This window comes from Kitasatospora sp. NPDC051170, assembly GCF_044455705.1.
Lineage (GTDB): Bacteria > Actinomycetota > Actinomycetes > Streptomycetales > Streptomycetaceae > Kitasatospora.
The window spans coordinates 116,434-133,960 of record NZ_JBITFA010000002.1 but is presented as its reverse complement, the minus strand read 5'-3'; the positions used below and the strand labels follow the sequence as shown (position 1 = coordinate 133,960).

3 protein-coding genes are annotated in these 17,527 nt (G+C 76.6%); all 3 read left to right on the top strand.

What is annotated here, in order from left to right:
* Positions 1-22 precede the first annotated feature (22 nt).
* The 3 genes from ACIBCA_RS04445 (at position 23) to ACIBCA_RS04435 (ending at position 17,527) form a co-directional block, all read left to right on the top strand.
* On the top strand, positions 23-6,613 hold the full coding sequence (locus ACIBCA_RS04445; protein WP_396281319.1) for an SDR family NAD(P)-dependent oxidoreductase: 6,591 nt from the start codon (positions 23-25) through the stop codon (positions 6,611-6,613).
* A 73-nt stretch (positions 6,614-6,686) separates the two neighbouring features.
* Complete coding sequence (locus tag ACIBCA_RS04440; RefSeq protein WP_396281318.1) at positions 6,687-11,684, top strand: type I polyketide synthase; 4,998 nt, start codon at positions 6,687-6,689, stop codon at positions 11,682-11,684.
* 35 nt (positions 11,685-11,719) lie between these two features.
* Complete coding sequence (locus ACIBCA_RS04435) at positions 11,720-17,527, top strand: type I polyketide synthase (protein ID WP_396281317.1); 5,808 nt, start codon at positions 11,720-11,722, stop codon at positions 17,525-17,527.

The following is a 17,527-nucleotide window of genomic DNA, read 5'->3' as shown; positions in this document are numbered from 1 at the left end:
CCCTTTGAGGAGTGGGACACCGGTGGGGAACGAGGAGAAGCTTCGCGGCTACCTCAAGCGGGTCACGGCCGACCTTCAGCGGACCAGGCAGCGGCTGGAGGAGGCGGAGGAGGCCGAGCGCGAGCCGATCGCCGTCGTCTCGATGGCCTGCCGGTACCCGGGCGGGGTCGCCTCGCCGGAGGACCTGTGGGAGGTGGCCCTCGGCGGGACGGACGCGATCTCGGGCTTCCCGGCCAACCGCGGCTGGGACACCGAGGCGCTGTACGACCCCGACCCCGAGACCACGGGCACGACCTACACCCGCTCGGGCGGCTTCCTGCACGACGCCGACCTGTTCGACGCCGAGCTCTTCGGCCTGAACCCGCGTGAGGCGACGGCGACGGACCCGCAGCAGCGGCTGCTGCTGGAGGTCTCCTGGGAGGCCCTCGAACGGGCCGGTCTCGGCGTCCGGTCGGTCAAGGGAAGCGACACCGGGGTCTTCATCGGCCTGATGTACGACGACTACGGCTCCCGGCTGCACACCGTTCCGGCCGACTTCGAGGGCTACGTCGGCAGCGGGAGCGCGCCGAGCATCGCCTCCGGCCGGATCGCGTACAGCTTCGGGTTCCAGGGCCCGGCCATCACCGTGGACACCGCCTGCTCCTCGTCCCTGGTGTCCGTGCACCTGGCCGCGCAGTCGCTGCGCCGTGGCGAGTGCGCGCTCGCGCTGGCCGGCGGCGTCACGGTGATGTCCTCGCCGTCGACGTTCGTCGAGTTCAGCCGGCAGCGCGGGCTCTCGCCGGACGGCCGCTGCAAGGCCTTCTCCGCCGACGCCGACGGCACCGGCTGGGGCGAGGGCGCGGGCGTCCTCGTCCTGGAGCGGCTGTCCGACGCGCTGCGCAACGGCCACCCGGTGCTGGCCGTGATCCCCGGTTCGGCCGTCAACCAGGACGGCGCGAGCAGCCGGCTCACGGCGCCCAACGGACCCGCCCAGCAGCGGGTGATCCGCCAGGCCCTGGCCTCGGCCCGGCTGGGCGCCGCCGACATCGACGTGGTGGAGGCCCACGGCACGGGCACCCGGCTGGGTGACCCGATCGAGGTGCAGGCGCTCCAGGCGGTGTACGGCGCCGGCCGCGCCGCCGACCGTCCGCTGTGGCTCGGGTCGGTCAAGTCCAACCTCGGCCACACCCAGGCCGCCGCCGGCGTGGCCGGGCTCATCAAGATGGTCATGGCGCTGCGCCACCGGACCCTGCCCCGCACGCTGCACGCGCAGCGGCCGCTGCCGGACGTGGACTGGGCCGACGGCGGAGTGGCGCTGCTCGACGAGAACCGCCCGTGGCAGCGGCCGGACGGTCCGCGCCGGGCGGCCGTCTCCTCGTTCGGCATCAGCGGCACCAACGCGCACGTGATCGTCGAGGAGCACCCGGCCCAGGCGCCTTCGGACAGCGCGCCTTCGGACACCGCGCCGACCGGTCCCGGGCGGGTCGTCCCGCTGCCGCTGTCGGCCCGGAGCGCGGAGGCGCTGCGCGGCCAGGCCGAGCGGCTGCGTCCGCTGCTGGACGACGGGGCCCGGCCCGCCGATCTCGGCCACTCGCTCGCCACCACCCGTTCGGTCTTCGAGCAGCGGGCGGTCCTCGTGGGCGCGGACGCGCGGGAGCTGGCAGAGAGCCTCGACGCGCTGGCCCGGGGCGAGGCGGCGCCCGGGCTCGTCCACGGGACGGCCGCGACCACCGGCCGTACGGTCTTCGTCTTCCCAGGCCAGGGCTCGCAGTGGGCCGGCATGGCGGCCGGACTGCTGGACTCCTCCGAGGTCTTCGCCGCGTCCGTGCGGCGCTGCGCCGAGGCCCTGCGCCCGTACACCGGCTGGGACCTGGAGGCGGTGCTGCGCGCCGACGAGGGCGCGCCGTCCCTGGAGGCCGTGGACGTCGTCCAGCCGGCCCTGTTCGCGGTGATGGTCTCGCTCGCCGAGCTGTGGACGGCACACGGCGTGCGGCCCGCCGCCGTGATCGGCCACAGCCAGGGCGAGATCGCGGCGGCCTGCGTGGCCGGCGCGCTGACGCTCGACGACGCCGCCAGGGTGGTCGCGCTGCGGGCGCGGGCGCTGGCCGCGCTCTCGGGCACCGGCGGGATGGCCTCGATCGCCGCCGCGGCCGCCGAGGTGACGCCGCGTCTGGCCGAGTGGGCGGGCCGGATCTCCGTCGCGGCCGTCAACGGCCCCCGCTCGACGGTCGTCTCCGGCGACCGCTCGGCGCTGGAGGAGCTGTGCGCGGCCTGCGAGAAGGACGGTGTCCGGGCGCGGATGATCCCGGTCGGCTACGCCTCCCACTCGGCCCACGTGGACGGCATCCGGGAGGAGATCGCCGAGGCCCTCGCCGGGGTGACGCCGAAGCCGGCGCAGACGGTCTTCTGCTCCACCGTCACCGGGGCGCCGCTCGACGGTACGGCGCTCGACGCGGAGTACTGGTTCCGCAACCTGCGGCTGCCGGTCCGGCTGGAGGAGGCCGTCGGCACCCTGCTGGAGCAGGGGTACGACGCCTTCGTCGAGGTGAGCCCCCACCCGGTGCTGACCGTCGGGCTCGAGGAGACCGTCGAGGCCCGCGGCGCCGAGGCGGTGGTCTGCGAGACGCTCCGGCGCGAGGAGGGCGGGCCGCACCGGTTCCTGCTGTCCCTGGGCCGGGCGTTCGTCGGCGGCATCCCGGTGGACTGGTCCGCCGCCTTCGACGGCACCGGGGCGCACCGCGTCGACCTGCCCACCTACGCGTTCCAGGGCCGCCGCTACTGGCTCGACCCGGCCGAGGCGCCGGCCGGCGCCGGCCGGCTGGGCCTGGCGGAGGCCGGACACCCGCTGCTGGGCGCGGCGATCCGGCCCGCGGCCGACGGCGAGGTGCTGCTCACCGGGTCGGTGGGGCTCGGCTCCCAGCCGTGGCTGGCCGACCACACCGTCTCCGGGGCCGCCCTGGTGCCGGGCGCGTACTTCGTCGAACTCGCCCTCCACGCCGCCGGGGTGGCGGGCTGCGACCGGGTGGTGGAACTCACCCTCGAGGCGCCGCTGGTGCTGACCGAGGAGGACGGCGCCCGGCTCCAGATCGTGGTCGGCCCGGCGGACGAGTCCGGCGAGCACACCGTGGAGATCTTCTCGGCGCCCGCCGGCCGGGCCGGCGATCCGGCCTGGACCAGGCACGCCGCCGGGCTGCTGGGGCACGGCGCACCGGCCGAGGACGCCGGCTTCGCCGTGTGGCCGCCGTCCGGGGCGACCGCCCTGGACGTCAGCGGCCACTACGAGGCGCTGGCCGGGCGCGGCTACCGGTACGGCCCGGCCTTCCAGGGGCTGCAGGCCGCCTGGCGGCGCGGTGACGAGCTGTTCGCCGAGGTCCGCCTCCCCGAGGACCAGCGGGCCGGGGCCGCCGGCTTCGGGCTCCATCCGGCGCTGCTGGACGCGGCGCTGCACGTCATCGGCCTGGCCCTGCCCGACGGGAGCGGGACGCTGCTGCCGTTCTCCTGGGCCGGGGTGTCCCTGCGGGCGACCGGTGCCACGGCGCTGCGGGTCCGCATCGCCGGGGACGGCTCCGGCGCGTACGGGATCACGCTCGCCGACCCCACCGGAGTGGTGGGGTCCGTCGAGGCGCTCAGCCTGCGCGCCGTGGATCCGCAGGCGCTGACCCGCGATCCGGCGCTCGACCACCTGTTCCGGATCGACTGGAGCCTGCTGCCGGTGACGGCCGACGGTGCGCGGGCACCGCAGTGGGCCGTGCTGGGCACGGACCGGCCCGACACCGTGCGGGCGCTCACCTCGGCGGGCGCCCGGGTCACCGCCTACGCCGACCTCGCCGGGCTGATCGCGGAGGTCGAGGCGGGCGCCCCGGTCCCGGACGCCGTCTGGGCGGACGTCACCGGCGCTTCGGCCCCGGCCGGTCCGGCGCCCGGCCCGCGTCCGGCCGCCGCCCGCGAGGCCGTGGAGCGGGCGCTGGAGCTGGCCCGGCTCTGGGCCGGGAGCGAGCGCTTCCCGCAGTCCCGGCTGGTCTTCCTGACCCACGGCGCGGTCTCCACCGAGACCGGCGGACAGCGGCCGGACCCGGTCCAGGCGGCCGTCTGGGGCCTGATCCGCTCCGCGCAGTCCGAGCGTCCGGACCGGTTCGTCCTCCTGGACACCGACGGCCGGGGTGCCTCCCACCTCGCCGCGCCGGCCGCGCTCGCCACCGGCGAGCCCCAACTCGCCCTGCGCGAGGGCACGGTGCTGTGCCCCCGGCTGGTCCGGGCGGACGGGCGCCGCGGCACCGCGCTGCGGACCCCGGGCGGTTCGGCGCCGTGGCGGCTCGACTTCGCCGGACGGCGCACGCTGGAACAGATCGCGCTCGTACCGTACCCGGAGGCGGACGCCCCGCTGCTGCCCGGGCAGATCCGGGTCGCCGTGCGCGCCGCGGGCGTCAACTTCCGCGACGTGCTGATGACGCTCGGCATGGTGCCGGCCACCGCGGGACTGCCCGGCGGCGAGGGGGCCGGCCTGGTCCTGGAGGTCGGCGAGGGCGTGACCGGGCTCGCGCCGGGCGACCGGGTGATGGGCCTGTTCTCGGGCGGCATCGGCCCGGTCACGGTGGCCGACGCCAGGCTGGTCACCGGGATCCCCGCGACCCTGTCGTACGCCCAGGCCGCAGCCGTACCGGTGGCGTTCCTGACCGCCTACTACGGTCTGGCCGACCTGGCGCGGATCCAGCCGGGAGAGTCCCTGCTGGTGCACGCCGCCGCCGGGGCGGTGGGGATCGCGGCGGTGCAGCTCGCCCGGCACTGGGACGTCGAGCCGTTCGGCACCGCGAGCCCGCACAAGTGGGACACCGTGCACTCCTGGGGCGTGCGCCGCGAGCACATCGCGTCCTCGCGCACCCTGGAGTTCGAGTCCCACGTGCGCACGGTGACCGGTGGCCGCGGCGTGGACGTGGTGCTCAACTCCCTGGCCCGCGAGTACGTCGACGCCTCGCTGCGGCTGCTGCGGCCGGGCGGCCGGTTCATCGAGATGGGCAAGACCGACATCCGCGACGCCGGCGAGACCGCCGCCGACCACCCGGGCGTCGGCTACCGCGCCTTCGACCTGGGCGAGGCCGGGCCGGAGCGGATCAAGGAGATGCTCGACGAGATCGCCGCCCTCTACGGGCGCGGCGTGCTCGCCCCCCTGCCGGTGGCGGCCTGGGACGTCCGGCACGCACCCGACGCCTTCCGCTACCTCAGCCAGGCCCGCAACGTCGGCAAGGTCGTGCTGACCCTGCCGGCCGAACCCCGCTCCGAGGGGACGGTCCTGGTGACCGGCGCCCTCGGCACGCTGGGCTCCCTGGTGGCACGGCGGCTGGTGACGCACCACGGGGTGCGCCACCTGGTCCTGCTCGGCCGGCGCGGCCCCGACACCCCCGGGGCCCGTGAACTGGTGGCCGAGCTGGCCGAGTCGGGGGCCGACGCGGTGGTCGCCGAGTGCGACGCCGCCGACCGGGACGCGCTCGCCCGGGTCCTGGAGGCGATCCCCGCGGCGCACCCGCTCGTCGCCGTGGTGCACGCGGCCGGTGTGCTCGACGACGGCGTCCTCACCTCGCTGACCGCGGAACGGGTCGACCGGGTGTTCCGGCCGAAGGTGGACGCGGCCGTGCACCTGCACGAGCTCACCCGCGACCTGGACCTGGACGCCTTCGTGACGTTCTCGTCGGCGGCCGGCGTGCTCGGCGGTGCGGGACAGGCCGGCTACGCCGCGGCCAACGCCTTCCTCGACGCGCTGGCCACGGAACGACGGGCCGCCGGGCTCCCGGGGCTCTCGCTCGCCTGGGGGCTGTGGGCCGAACGCAGCGGCATGACCGGCCACCTGGACGACACCGACCTGCGGCGGATCCGGCGCACCGGGCTGGCCCCGCTGGAGACCGAGGAGGGCCTGGCCCTGTTCGGGGCCGCGCTGGGCGCCTCGGACGCGGTGCTGGTCCCCACCCCGGTGGACGTCGCGGCGCTGCGGGAGCAGGCCGCCGTGAACGCCCTCGCGCCCATCCTGCGGGCCCTCGCCCCGGCGCCGGCGCCGGCCCGGCGGTCGGCCTCGGCCGAACCGGCGTTCCCTGCGGGCGGCGAGACGATGGCCCACCAGCTGGCCCGGCTGTCCGCCCCGGACCGCGAGCGCACCGTGCGCCAGCTGGTCCGGAGCCAGATGGCGGCCGCCCTGGGGCACTCCTCGGCCGCGGCGGTCGACGGGGACCGGACGTTCAAGGCCTTCGGCTTCGACTCGCTCACCGGAGTGGAGTTCCGCAACCGGCTGGCCGCGGCCACCGGCCTGCGGCTGCCGGCCACGCTGGTCTTCGACGTGCCCACCCCGGCCGCGCTCGTCGACCACCTGCTCGCCCGGCTGGCCCCGGACGGCGCCGCCGCCCCGGAGGCTCCGGTGAGCGGCCGGGCCCTGCTCGGGGAGATCGACCGCCTGGCCGACCTGCTGAACGCCGCGGACCCGGCCGGCGACGAGCACGGGACGGTGACCGCCCGGCTGCGCGCGCTGCTGACCGGCTGGAACGACGCGCGGGCCCGGACCGACGCGGCCGCGGCACCGGAGGAGGACCTCGGATCCACCGACGACCAGTCCCTGTTCGACGCCCTCGACCGCGAGCTCGGCATCGGATGAGCGCCCCGCACCGCACCGGCCCGGCGTCCGGAGCCCGCCACCACCTCGCCTTCCGTACCCAGGAGTGACCACCATGTCGAGCACGTCGAACACATCGCACACGTCACACACGTCGAACGCGTCGCACACGTCGAACGAGGAAAAGCTCCGCGACTACCTCAAGCGCGCCACCGCCGACCTCCGGCAGGCGCGGCGGAAACTGGACGACGCCGAGGCCCGCGAGCGCGAGCCCGTCGCGATCATCGGCATGGGCTGCCGCTTCCCCGGCGGGGTCGACTCGCCGGAGTCGTTCTGGCGGCTGCTCGAAGAGGGCCGGGACGCGATCGGCCCGTTCCCCGGCAACCGCGGCTGGGACCTGGACGGCTGGTACTCGGCGGACCCGGACGCACCCGGCCGCAGCTACGTCCGCGAGGGCGGCTTCGTCCACGACGCGGACCGGTTCGACGCCGGACTGTTCGGCATCTCCCCCCGCGAGGCCACCGCCATGGATCCCCAGCAGCGGCTCCTCCTGGAGACCTCCTGGGAGGCCGTCGAGCGGGCCGGGATCGACCCGCACGCCCTGCGCGGGACCCGCACCGGCGTCTTCTTCGGGGTGATCTCGCAGGACTACGGCCCCCGGCTCCAGGAGGCCGACGAGCAGTTGGGCGGCCACCTGCTGACCGGGACCACCACGAGTGTGGCCTCCGGGCGGGTGGCGTACGCCTTGGGCCTGGAGGCGTCCGCCGTCACCGTCGACACCGCCTGCTCGTCGTCGCTGGTGGCGCTGCACCTGGCCGTCCACGCGCTGCGGCGCGGCGAGTGCACGATGGCGCTGGTCGGCGGCGCTTCGGTGATGCCCACGCTGGGCGCCTTCGTCGAACTGAGCCGCCAGCGGGCGCTGTCCCCGACCGGGCGCTGCCGGGCCTTCGCCGCCGGGGCCGACGGCACCGGCTGGGGCGAGGGGGCCGGCGTGCTGCTGGTCGAGCGGCTGTCCGAGGCCCGGCGCCTCGGGCATCCCGTGCTGGCCGTCGTCCGCGGCTCGGCGACCAACCAGGACGGCGCGACCAACGGGCTGAGTGCGCCGAGCGGTCCGGCCCAGCAGCGGGTGATCGAGCAGGCCCTGCGCAATGCCTGGGTCTCCGCCGACCAGGTGGACGTGGTCGAGGCGCACGGCACGGGCACCGAGCTGGGCGACCCGATCGAGGCGCAGGCGCTGCTCGCCTCCTACGGGCGCACCCGGAGTGCGGAACGGCCGCTCTGGCTCGGGTCGCTGAAGTCGAACATCGGTCACACCCAGGCCGCCGCGGGGGCCGCCTCGGTCATCAAGATGGTCATGGCCCTGCGGCACGGCGCGCTGCCGAGGACCCTGCACGTCGACGCGCCGTCCCCGCACGTGGACTGGTCGCCGGGCACCGTACGGCTCCTCACCGAACAGGTGGACTGGCCCGCCGGCGACCGGCCGCGCCGTGCGGGGGTGTCCTCGTTCGGGATCAGCGGCACCAACGCGCACGTCATCCTGGAGGAGGCGCCCGCCGAGCCGCAGGAGCCCCCGGCCGTCGGCGCCTCCGTCGTCCCTGCCGCAGTCCCCGCCGTCGTCCCTGTCCCGCTCTCCGGCAACGGCGCGGAGGCGCTGCGCGCCCAGGCCCGGCGGCTGCGCGACCACGTCCGGGCGAACCCGGCCACCGACCTGGCCGGCCTCGGCGTCGCCTCGGCGACCACCCGCGCCGCGCTCTCGCACCGGGCGGTCGTGGTCGCCGCGGACCTGGCGGAGCTGACCGAGGGCCTGACCGCGCTGGCCGAGGGCGCCGAAGTACCGTCCCTGGTCACGGGGGTGGCGGGCGGCGACCGCCGTCCGGTCTTCGTCTTCCCGGGCCAGGGATCGCAGTGGCCGGGGATGGCCGCGGGCCTGCTGGAGACCGACCCGGCGTTCCGCGAGCAGGCGGAGAGGTGCGTCGAGGCGCTCTCCCCCTATCTCGACTGGTCCCTGTGGGACGTGCTCCGCGACGTGCCCGGGTCCCCGTCGATCGACCGCGCCGACGTCGTGCAGCCGCTGCTCTTCACCGTCATGGTGTCGCTGGCCGCCGCCTGGCGCGCCTACGGTGTCGAACCGTCCGCCGTGGTCGGCCACTCCCAGGGCGAGGTGGCCGCCGCCTACGTGGCCGGCGCGCTGAGCCTGCCCGACGCCGCGCGGCTGATCGCGGTGCGCAGCCGGCTGTGGGGACGGCTGGTGGGCAACGGCGGCATGGTCTCGGTGCTGGCGCCCGCGGCCGAGGTCCGCGAGTGGCTGGAGCCGTGGAGCGACCGGATCGCGATCGCCGCGGTGAACGGGCCGGCCACCGCCACGGTGTCGGGGGACCCGGCGGCCCTGGAGGAGTTCGGGGCCAGGCTGTCCTCCCTCGGCGTGCTGCGCTGGCCCCTTCCGGGGGTGGACTTCGCCTCGCACTCCCCCCAGGTCGACGTGCTTCGCGAGAGCCTGCTGAGCGAGTTGGACGGAATCCGCCCGCGGAGCGGCGAGATCCCGTTCTGCTCGACCGTCACCGGCTCCGTCCTGGACACGGCCGGGCTCGATCCCGCGTACTGGTTCCGGAACATGCGCGAACCGGTGGAGTTCGAGCGCGCCACCCGTGAGCTGCTGGCACAGGGCCACCGGGCGTTCGTCGAGATGAGCCCGCACCTCCTGCTCGCCCCCTCGCTGCTGGAGGTGGCCGAGGACGAGTCGGTCGAGGTCACGGTGACCGGCTCGCTGCGGCGCGAACACGGCGGCGCCCGGCGCCTGCTCACCTCGGTGGCCGAGGCGTGGGCCGGTGGCGTCGCGCTGGACTGGCCCGCGGTGCACGAGGGCCGCCCGGCCGCGGCCGACCTGCCGACCTATGCCTTCCAGCGTGAGCGGTACTGGGCCGACGTCCGGCCGGCCGAGCCCGCGGCACGGCCGGAGGGCCCCTCGGACGCGCGGTTCTGGCAGGCGGTGGAGGACGGCGACGCGGCCGGCCTGGCCCGGCTGCTGGGGCTGGGCCAGGAGGACGGGGGCGACTCGTTCGCGGCCGTCGTCCCGGCCTTGTCCGCGTGGCGCCGGCAGGAGCGGGAGAGGTCCCGGCTCGACGCCTGGCGCTACCGGATCGGCTGGCAGCCGGTCGACCCGCCCGCCCCGGCGCTGTCGGGCGACTGGCTGGTCGTGGTGCCCGAGGACCACGAGGGCGACGCCCACGTCGAGGCGGCGCTGGGCGCCCTGACCACGTACGGGGCCCGTCCGGTCCGGCTGGTCGTCGGCGCGGTGTCCGCCGGGCGTGCCGGCCTGGCCGCGCTACTGCGCGAGGCCCCCGCGGGGCCGGTCGCCGGGGTGCTGTCGCTGCTGGCGCTCGACCGGCGCCCGCACCGGGCGTCCCCGCTGCTCGCGGCCGGCGTGGCGGGCACCCTCGCGCTGGTGCAGGCGCTGGGCGACGCCGGGATCGAGGCCCCGCTGTGGTGCGTCACCGACGGCGCCGTGGCGGCACAGGCCGACGAGGCGGTCTGCGCGGACCAGGCGCAGGTGTGGGGTCTGGGCCGGGTGGTCGCTCTGGAGTACCCGCGCCGCTGGGGCGGTCTGGTCGACCTTCGGGACCCGCTGGACGAGAACGCCCTGCGCCGGCTCGCCGGGGTGCTCTCGCAGACCGGCGGCGAGGACCAGGTCGTGGTGTCCGCCGCCGGGCTGCTCGCCCGCCGGCTGCTCTCCGCGCCGGCCGCCGACCGCCCGGTGGTCCGCCCGTGGACGCCCCGGGGCACGGCACTGGTCACCGGCGGTACCGGCGCGCTCGGCGCGCACGTCGCCCGCTGGCTGGCCCGCGGCGGCGTGGAGCACCTGGTCCTCACCAGCCGGCGGGGGCCCGACGCCCCCGGGGCCGCGGCGCTGACGGCCGAGCTCCAGGTGATGGGCACCCGGGTGACCGTGGCGGCCTGCGACGCCACCGACCGTCCGGCGCTGGCGGACCTGGTCGCCCGCGTCACGGCGGACGGATCGGTGATCCGCACGGTCGTGCACACCGCCGGTGTCGGGCAGTTCACCCCGATCGACGAGACCGGCCCGGACGAGTTCGCGCGGGTGCTCGCCGCCAAGGCCGCCGGCGCCCGTCACCTGCTCGACCTGGTGGACCGCACCGAGCTCGACGCGGTCGTCCTGTTCTCCTCGATCTCCGCCGCCTGGGGCAGCGGCAACCAGGGCGCCTACGCCGCCGCCAACTCCTGCCTCGACGGGCTCGCCCAGCACTGGCGGACGCAGGGCGTGCCCGCCACCGCGGTCTCCTGGGGCGGCTGGGGCGGCGAGGGGATGGCCTCGAACGACCTGATGGAGGATCAGCTCCGGCGGCGCGGCATCTGGAAGATGGACCCGGACCGGGCGATCGCCGCCCTCCAGCAGGCGCTGGAGAGCGACGACACCTCGCTGGTCGTCACGGACATGGACTGGGGGCTCTTCGCACCGGCCTTCACCGCCGCCCGCCCGAGCCGGCTGTTCGACGAACTGCCGCAGGTCCGGCTGGCACTCGGCCAGGACGCGCCCTCCGAGGAGGAGCGGACGGACGGCGGCCTGCCCCTGCGGGAGGAACTGCGGGCCCTGTCCGGCATCGACCGGGACCGGCGCCTGCTCGACCTCGTGCTCACCCACGCCGCCGCCGTACTCGGCCACACCGGAACCGACCGGATCGCCCCCGGCCAGGCGTTCAAGGCGGTGGGCTTCGACTCGCTGACCGTCGTGGAGCTGCGCAACCGCCTGCGCAAGGCCACCGGCCTGCCGCTGCCCACCACGGTGATCTTCGACTACCCGACGCCGAACGCTCTGGCCGGCCGACTGTGCGAGCTGCTGGTGCCCGCCGAGGCCGACCCCGCCGGCCCTGTTGGCCCTGTTGGCCCTGTTGGCCCCGTCGACGAGGAGGAGCAGGCGGTCCGCCGCGCGCTCGCCGCCGTCCCGATGGACCGGCTGCGGGCGGCCGGGCTGGTCGACCGGCTGCTGCGGCTCGGCTCCGCGGAGGAGCCGGCCCCCGAGCCGTCCGAGGCCGGGCGGATCGACGCGATGGACGCCGAGGCCCTGATCGCGATGGCCCTGCAGAAGGCCGGCTCGTGACCGGCCCCGGATCGAACACGGAAGCGGAGAAGACCATGACGGCCACGTCCACCGACCGGGTCGTGGAGGCCCTGCGGGCCGCCCTGCAGGACAACGAGCGGCTGCGCCGGGAGAACCACGACCTGGCCGATGCCGCCCAGGAGCCGATCGCGATCGTCGGCATGAGCTGCCGGTTCCCGGGCGGGATCGGCAACCCCGACGAGCTGTGGGACCTGGTGGACCGCGGCGTCGACGCGCTGACCCCGTTCCCCCGGGACCGCGGCTGGGACGTCGACGCGCTGTACGACCCCGAGAGCACCCGGCCCGGCACGACCTACACCCGGGAGGGCGGCTTCCTGCACGACGCCGCGGAGTTCGACCCCGGCTTCTTCGGGATCTCACCGCGCGAGGCGCTGGCGATGGATCCCCAGCAGCGGCTGCTGCTGGAGGCCTCGTGGGAGGCGATCGAGCACGCCGGGATCGACCCGCTCACCCTGCGCGGCAGCCGCACCGGGGTCTTCGTCGGCGGCCGGGCCCTCGACTACGGCCCCCGGGTGCACGAGGAGGTGCCGGAGCACCTCGCGGGCTACCTGCTGACCGGCGGCTCCCCGGCGGTGATCTCCGGCCGGGTCTCGTACGTCCTGGGTCTGGAGGGACCCGCGCTGACGGTCGACACGGCCTGCTCCTCCTCGCTCGTGGCACTCCACCTGGCGGGCCGGGCGCTGCGCGACGGCGAGTGCTCGACGGCCCTCGTCTCGGGCGTCGCGGTGATGGCCACCCCGGGGGCGTTCGTCGAGTTCAGCCGCCAGCGCGGGATGGCCCCGGACGGGAGGTGCAAGGCGTTCTCGGCCGACGCCGACGGCACGGGCTGGGGCGAGGGCGTGGCCGTCCTGGTCCTGGAGCGGCTCGGCGACGCCCGGCGGCTCGGGCACGAGGTCCTGGCCGTGGTCCGCGGCAGCGCGGTCAACCAGGACGGCGCCAGCAACGGGCTCAGCGCACCCAGCGGCCTGGCCCAGCAGCGGGTGATCCGCGAGGCCCTGCGGGACGCGGCCCTGACCGTCGCCGACGTCGACGTGGTCGAGGCCCACGGCACCGGCACCAGGCTCGGCGACCCGATCGAGGCCGAGGCGCTGCTCGCCACGTACGGGCAGCGGGGGGCCGACCGGCACCCGCTGCTGCTGGGCTCGATCAAGTCCAACATCGGCCACACCCAGGCGTCCGCCGGCCTCGGCGGGATCATCAAGATGGTGATGGCGATCCGGCACGCCACCGTCCCGAGGACCCTGCACGTCACCGAGCCCACGCCGCACGTGGCCTGGGACTCCGGCGCCGTCCGGCTGGTCACCGAGCCGACCCCGTGGCCCGAGACCGGACGGCCGCGCCGGGCGGCGGTGTCCTCGTTCGGGGTCAGCGGCACCAACGTCCACGTGATCATCGAGCAGCCCCCGGCCCAGGCCGAGGCCGCCGCCCCGTCCGAGACCCCGTCCGAGACCGAGCCCCTGGCCGAGGCCGAGACCCAGGCCGGGGCCGACGCCCCCTCGCCGGCGGACCGGCCCGCCGCGGCGCCCCTGGTGCCCTGGCCGCTGTCGGCCGACCGGCCGGAGTCCCTGCGGGCCCAGGCCCGCAGGCTGTACGGCTCGACCGCCGCCCGCCACAGCACCCCCACCGACGTCGGCCACTCCCTGGCGACCACCCGCCCCGCCCTGGAGCAGCGGGCGGTGGTGCTCGGTGCCGACGGCGACGAACTCCTGGAGGGCCTGGCCGCCCTGGCGGAGGGCCGGCCGTCACCGCACGTGGTGCTGGGGTCGGTGCGCCCGGAGGCGAAGACCGCGTTCCTGTTCACCGGGCAGGGGGCGCAGCGGCCCGGCATGGGCCGGGACCTCCACCGTCGCTTCCCGGCCTTCGCCGCGGCCTGGGACGAGGTGACGGCCCACCTCGATCCGCTGCTCGGCCGCCCGCTGGCCGAGGTGGCGTTCGCGGACGCGGGCACCCCGGAGGCGGAGCTGCTGAACCGCACCAACTGGACCCAGGCCGCCCTCTTCGCCTTCGAACTGGCGCTGTTCCGGCTGCTGGAGGGCTTCGGCGTGCGCCCGGACGTGCTGATCGGCCACTCGATCGGCGAGCTGAGCGCCGCCACCGCGGCCGGGGTGCTGTCGCTGCCCGACGCCGCCTCCCTGGTGGCGGCCCGGGGGCGGCTGATGGAGGCCCTCCCCGCCGGCGGTGCCATGGTCGCCGTCCAGGCCTCCGAGGCGGAGATGCTGCCGGTCCTGGCCGGGCAGCGGGAGCACGTCGCGATCGCCGCGCTGAACGGGCCGCGCACCACCGTCATCGCCGGGACGGAGTCCGCGGTGCTGGCGATCGCGGCCCACTGGACGGAACTCGGGCGCAAGACCCACCGGTTGAAGGTCAGCCACGCGTTCCACTCCCCCCTGATGGAGCCGATGCTCGCCGAGTTCCGCTCCGTCGCCGAGCGGGTCACGTACCACCCGCCGAGGATCCCGGTCGTCTCCAACGTGACCGGCGGGCCGGCCGGCCCCGACGAGCTCCGCTCCGCCGACTACTGGACCCGTCACGTCCGGCTGCCGGTGCGTTTCGCGGACGGCATCCGCACCGTGCTCGGGCAGCAGGTGGACCGCTTCGTGGAGATCGGTCCGGACGCCGTGCTGTCCGCCCTGGTCGGGCAGTGCCTGCCGGAGGAGCAGGACGCCGACCGGTACACCGTCGTGCCCGCGCTGCGTCGCGACCGCGCCGAGGAGCAGGGGCTGCTGACCGCGCTCTCCACGCTGCACGTCCAGGGCGGACGGGTGGACTGGGCCGCCGTGCTGGCGGACCACCGCCCCCGCCGGGTCGCGCTGCCGACGTACGCCTTCCAGCGTCAGCGGTTCTGGCTCGAGGACCGGGCCCGCTCCGCCGACCTCGCCACCGCCGGCCTCACCCCGGTCGACCACCCGCTGGTGAGCGCCGGTGTGCCCCTGGCCGACGGGCGGGCCGAGGTGTTCACCTCCGTGCTGTCGCTCACGCGGCAGCCGTGGCTGGCCGACCACACCGTCCAGGGCACCGCCGTCGTGCCCGGGACCGCCGTCGTCGAGCTGGTGGCCGGCGCCGGCCACCGGCTGGGCTGCGAACGGGTGGCCGAACTGACCGTCAACACCCCCCTGGTGGTGCCCGACGGCGCGGGGATCGCGATCCAGCTCGTCGTGGAACCCGCGCGGGAGGGTGCCCGGGCGTTCACGCTGTACAGCCGGCCCGCGGCAGCGCAGGCCGACAATCCGCAGGCCGGACCGCCCTGGTCCGCGCACGCCGAGGGCCTGCTGGAGCCCCGCTCGGCGCAGACCGGCACCGCCGCCCGTCCCGGCGGCGACGCCCGGCGGCCGGAGGGGGCGGCCGAGATCGACCTGGACGAGCTGCTGGACGGCCTCGCCGAGACCGGCTTCGGCTACGGCCCGGCCTTCCTGGGGCTGCGCGCGGCCTGGCGCTCGGGGGACGACCTGTTCGTCGAGGCCTCCCTGCCCGAGGTGGCACGGCAGGACGCCGCCTCGTACACGGTCCACCCCGCGCTGCTCGACGCCCTGCTGCGGCCGGTGGCGCTCGGGGCCCTGGCGGAGACCGGTCCGGACGGGACCAGGCGCCGCTACGGCCTGCCCTACTCCTGGAGCGGCGTCTCCTGGCGGACGGGCGGCGCCGACACCCTGCGGGCCCGGTTCCGTCCGGCCGGGGCGGACGCGGTCTCGGTCGAGGTGACCGACGGTTCGGGCGCCCCGGTCGGCTCGATCGACGCCCTGACGCTGCGCCCGGCCCGGCTCGGGGACCTCGTCACCGCGCCCCCGGTGGTGGAGCGCGCGATGTTCCGGCTCGACTGGACGCCGGTCCCGGCATCGGCCGTCGCGCCGCAGCCGGGCCGGTGGGCGCTGCTGGACCCCACGGCCGCCGTCGCCGCCGACCCGTCCGACTCGCCCGGCCGGTCCGACCTGTCCGACCCGTCTGACTCGCCCGGCCGGTCCGACCTGTCCGACCTGTCCGCCCCGTCGGCACCGGAGCCGTTCGATGGGCTCCGCGCGCTGCGCGCGGCCATGGACGCGGGCCGCCCCGCTCCCCCGGTCGTCCTGCTGCCGCTCGCTCCGCACCCGGCGGCGGCCACCGCGCCGGCCGAGGCCGTACGGGAGCAACTCGCCTGCGTCCTGGCCGTGTTGCACGACTGGGCCGCCGAGGACCGGCTGACGGCGTCCCGGCTGGTCGTCCTCACCACGGGCGGCGTCGCCACGACCGATGCCGAGGTACCGGACCCGGCCCAGGCCGCCGTCTGGGGTCTGGTGCGTTCCGCGCAGGCGGAGTACCCCGGCCGGATCCTGCTGCTGGACCTCGCTCCGACCGGCCCGGCTCCGACCGCCGCAACCGGCCCGGCTCCGATCACCGCGACCGGCCCGGTCATGGCGGCCCTGGCGGGCGAGGAGCCGCAGTCGGCCGAGCGCGACGGCCGCCTGCTCGCCCCCCGGCTGGCACCAGCGGCCCGGACGGCCTTCGGCGAGGCGCGCCTCGACCCCGACGGCACCACGCTGATCACCGGCGGCACCGGGGCCATCGGCGCCGCCCTCGCCCGGCACCTGGTGCGGCACCACGGCGTCCGGCACCTCGTCCTGACCGGCCGGCGCGGCCCGGCGGCCGAGGGCGCCGAGCAGCTCCGCGCCGAGCTGCGCGAGCTCGGGGCCGAGGTCACCCTCGCCGCCTGTGACGTGGCCGAACGCGACCAGCTGGCCGCGCTGCTGGCGACGATCGCCCCCGAGCACCCGCTGCGCTCCGTCGTACACGCCGCGGGTGTGGTGGCCGACGGAACCGTCGCCTCCCTGGACGCCGGACGGTTCGACACCGTGCTGCGGGCCAAGGCGGACGGCGCGTGGCACCTCCACGAGCTCACCCGCGGACTGGACCTCTCGGCCTTCGTCCTGTTCTCCTCGGCCGCCGGCGTCCTCGGCAGCCCCGGCCAGGGCAACTACGCCGCCGCCAACGCCACCGTGGACGCGCTCGCCGCGCACCGCCGGGCGGCCGAACTGCCGGGCGTCTCGCTCGCCTGGGGCTGGTGGGACCAGCGCAACGGCATGGCCGGGCGGCTGGGCGAGGCCGAGACCCAGCGCATGGCCAAGGCCGGTCTGCTGCCGCTCACCGAGGCGGAGGGCCTGGCGCTGTTCGACGCCGCACTCGGCGCCACCGCGTCGGACGCCGTGCTCGTCCCGATGCGGATCGACCGGGCGGCCCTGCGGGGGCAGGCGAACGCCGGGCTGCTCCCGGCCGTCCTGCGGGGCCTCGCCCCGGCCCCGCAGGCCACCGCTGCCCCGGAGCAGGCGGAGGACGCCGTCGGACTCCGCGACCGGTGGGCGACGCTCTCCGGGAAGGAGCTCGACGCCGAGCTGAGCCGCCTGGTCGCCACCACGGTGGCCTCCGTCCTCGGCCACTCCGACGCCGAGGCGGTCGACACCACCCGCGGATTCCTGGACCTGGGCTTCGACTCGCTGAGCGCGATGGACCTGCGGGGCCGGCTCGGCCGGACGACCGGTCTGCGCCTGCCCGCCACCCTGATCTTCGACCATCCCACCCCGGCGGCCGTGACCGACCTGATGCGCGAGCAGCTCGCCGCGGACCTCGGGCGGCACGGAGCGAACCGGCTGCGGCAGGAACTCGACACCCTGGCCGACCTGTTGGCCGGCCACGCGCCGACGGGCGAGGAGCGGCAGCACACCGCGGCCCGGCTGCGGGCCCTGCTCCGGGAGGTCGAGGGCGCCGTCGAGGCGGAGACCTCCGACGACGACGTCTCCTCGGCGAGCGCGCAGGAGCTGTTCGACCTGCTCGACGCGGAACTCGACGCCCTGTGA